The 2,012-nt window shown below is 49.8% G+C and carries 2 protein-coding genes; one reads left to right on the forward strand and one right to left on the reverse strand.

Annotated features, from left to right (window positions below):
- Positions 1-131 precede the first annotated feature (131 nt).
- Positions 132-1,061 carry a homoserine O-acetyltransferase MetA gene (gene metA / locus NNO08_RS22785; protein ID WP_271457604.1) on the reverse strand — a complete coding sequence of 310 codons (930 nt, stop codon included), beginning with the start codon at positions 1,059-1,061 and terminating at the stop codon, positions 132-134.
- Between the two features lie 157 nt (positions 1,062-1,218).
- Here metA and NNO08_RS22790 point away from each other — a divergent pair, with 157 nt between their 5' ends.
- On the forward strand, positions 1,219-1,656 hold the full coding sequence (locus NNO08_RS22790) for an acetyltransferase (protein WP_271457605.1): 438 nt from the start codon (positions 1,219-1,221) through the stop codon (positions 1,654-1,656).
- Positions 1,657-2,012: the final 356 nt, after the last annotated feature.

Genomic DNA, 2,012 nt, shown 5'->3' on the forward strand with positions numbered 1-2,012 from the left:
CAATTAACCTATTGATAACAATAAAAATAAAAATTAATTACACCGTGAGGTGCATTTCGGAAATAAAAAAGGCACCCGAAGGTGCCTGATTCAACATGCTGAAACGCTTAAGGATCGTTTACCGCAGAAGATTAATCCAGCGTTGGATTCATGTGACGCAGATCATATGGCGTGATCTGGTAGACGTAATAGTTGAGCCAGTTGGTAAACAGCAAATTGCCATGACTACGCCAGGTCGCTCGCGGTTTGTTTTGCGGATCATTTTTGGGGAAGTAGTTGTACGGTACTTCCGGTGCTAAACCCGCCTCTACATCCCGAAAATACTCGCTACCCAATGTGTGAGCATCATATTCCGGATGACCCGTCACGAAGGCAATACGCTTATCTTTGCTGGCAAACAGGTAGGCATCCCCTTCCTCTGTTTCCGCAAAGATCTCAAGATCGGTGTAGTCCCTGATCAGTGCAGCAGGGAAATCTGCATAGCGAGAGTGCGGAGCCAGAAACGCATCATCAAAACCACGCGTCAGCAGCGCATGAGGATGCAGAATATGGTGCTCATAAACGCCAGAGAGTTTATCTGTGCGGGTTTGCTTTGGAATGCCATAAAGAATATTCAGTGCGGCCTGTACCGCCCAACAGACAAATAGCGTCGATGTGACATGATCTTTAGCCCACTCAAGCACCTGTTTAATCTGCGGCCAGTATGCCACATCGTTAAACTCAACCAGGCCCAGTGGTGCACCGGTCACGATCAGCCCGTCAAAGTTCTGATCGCTGATATCCTCGAAATTACAGTAGAAGTTATTCAGATGTTCCGTTGGCGTGTTGCGTGACTCGCGGGCATCAATGCGTAACAGCTGAACATCCACCTGCAGGGGGGAGTTCGACAGTAAACGCAGGAACTGGTTTTCCGTTTCAATCTTCTTTGGCATCAGGTTGAGGATAAGTACCTTCAGTGGACGAATTTCCTGGCCAGAAGCGCGGGATGTCGTCATGACAAAGACGTTTTCCTCACGTAAGAAACTGACGGCGGGTAGCTCGTCCTGCACGCGAATTGGCATAACCTGATAACCTCACTACATACGCTTAAACGTTTAGACATCCAGATAGCTGAAGATACCCAGGAATCATATGAATGTCGAGCTTGCATGTTCAAGTTGAGAAAGTTTCACGGTTCCTTGCTGTAGAATAGTGCAGTTAACATAAAAGGAGAATGCTATGGCCCTGATCATTCGTCGTTCACGCCGGGACGAAGGCGAGAAGTTAGTTTCTATCTGGTGTCGTTCAGTCGATGCCACGCACCATTTTCTCTCACCTGATTACCGAATTGAGCTGGAAGAGCTGGTACGTTCGTTTTTGCCAGAAGCTCCGCTCTGGGTTGCGGTAACGGAAAAGGATGAGCCAGTCGCATTTATGCTGCTGACCGAACAGCATATAGATGCTCTGTTTGTTGATCCGGATATGCGCGGTAGCGGTGTCGGTAAACTGCTGATTGAACATGCTTTATCGTTAGCATCGACACTGACGACTGACGTTAACGAACAAAATGATCAAGCGGTGGGGTTTTATAAGAAGATGGGCTTTAAAGTGACAGGACGCACGGAAGTAGACGATCTCGGACGACCGTATCCGCTACTGAAACTGGTGCTCGGGTAATAATGTAGAGAGTTGTAGGCCGGATAAGGCGATACGCTACTTCCGGCAAGGTATCGCCGGAAATGCCTGATGCGCTGCGCTTATCAGGCCTACCTTGTGGTGCCGTTGTAGGCCGGATAAGGCGGGACGCCGCATCCGGCAAAATGCCGTCGGGAGTGCCTGATGCGTTGCGCTTATCAGGCCTACAACATACATTCAGTCCGGTGCATCCGGCGGTTTTCACCCCGCACAGACGCAAAAAAGCCCATCCGTCAGGATGGGCTTCTTCACTTATTTGATGCCTGGCAGTTTATGGCGGGCGTCCTGCCCGCCACCCTCCGGGCCGTTGCTGCGCAACGTTCAAATCCGCTCCCGGC

The sequence above is a fragment of the Citrobacter sp. Igbk 17 genome (assembly GCF_028069775.1).
In the GTDB taxonomy this organism is placed as follows: domain Bacteria; phylum Pseudomonadota; class Gammaproteobacteria; order Enterobacterales; family Enterobacteriaceae; genus Citrobacter.

What these genes read in the sequence shown, in the direction of transcription:
- metA (WP_271457604.1), bottom strand. Translation starts at nt 1,061, where the DNA reads ATGCCAATTCGCGTGCAGGACGAGCTACCCGCCGTCAGTTTCTTACGT.
- NNO08_RS22790 (WP_271457605.1), top strand. Translation starts at nt 1,219, where the DNA reads ATGGCCCTGATCATTCGTCGTTCACGCCGGGACGAAGGCGAGAAGTTA.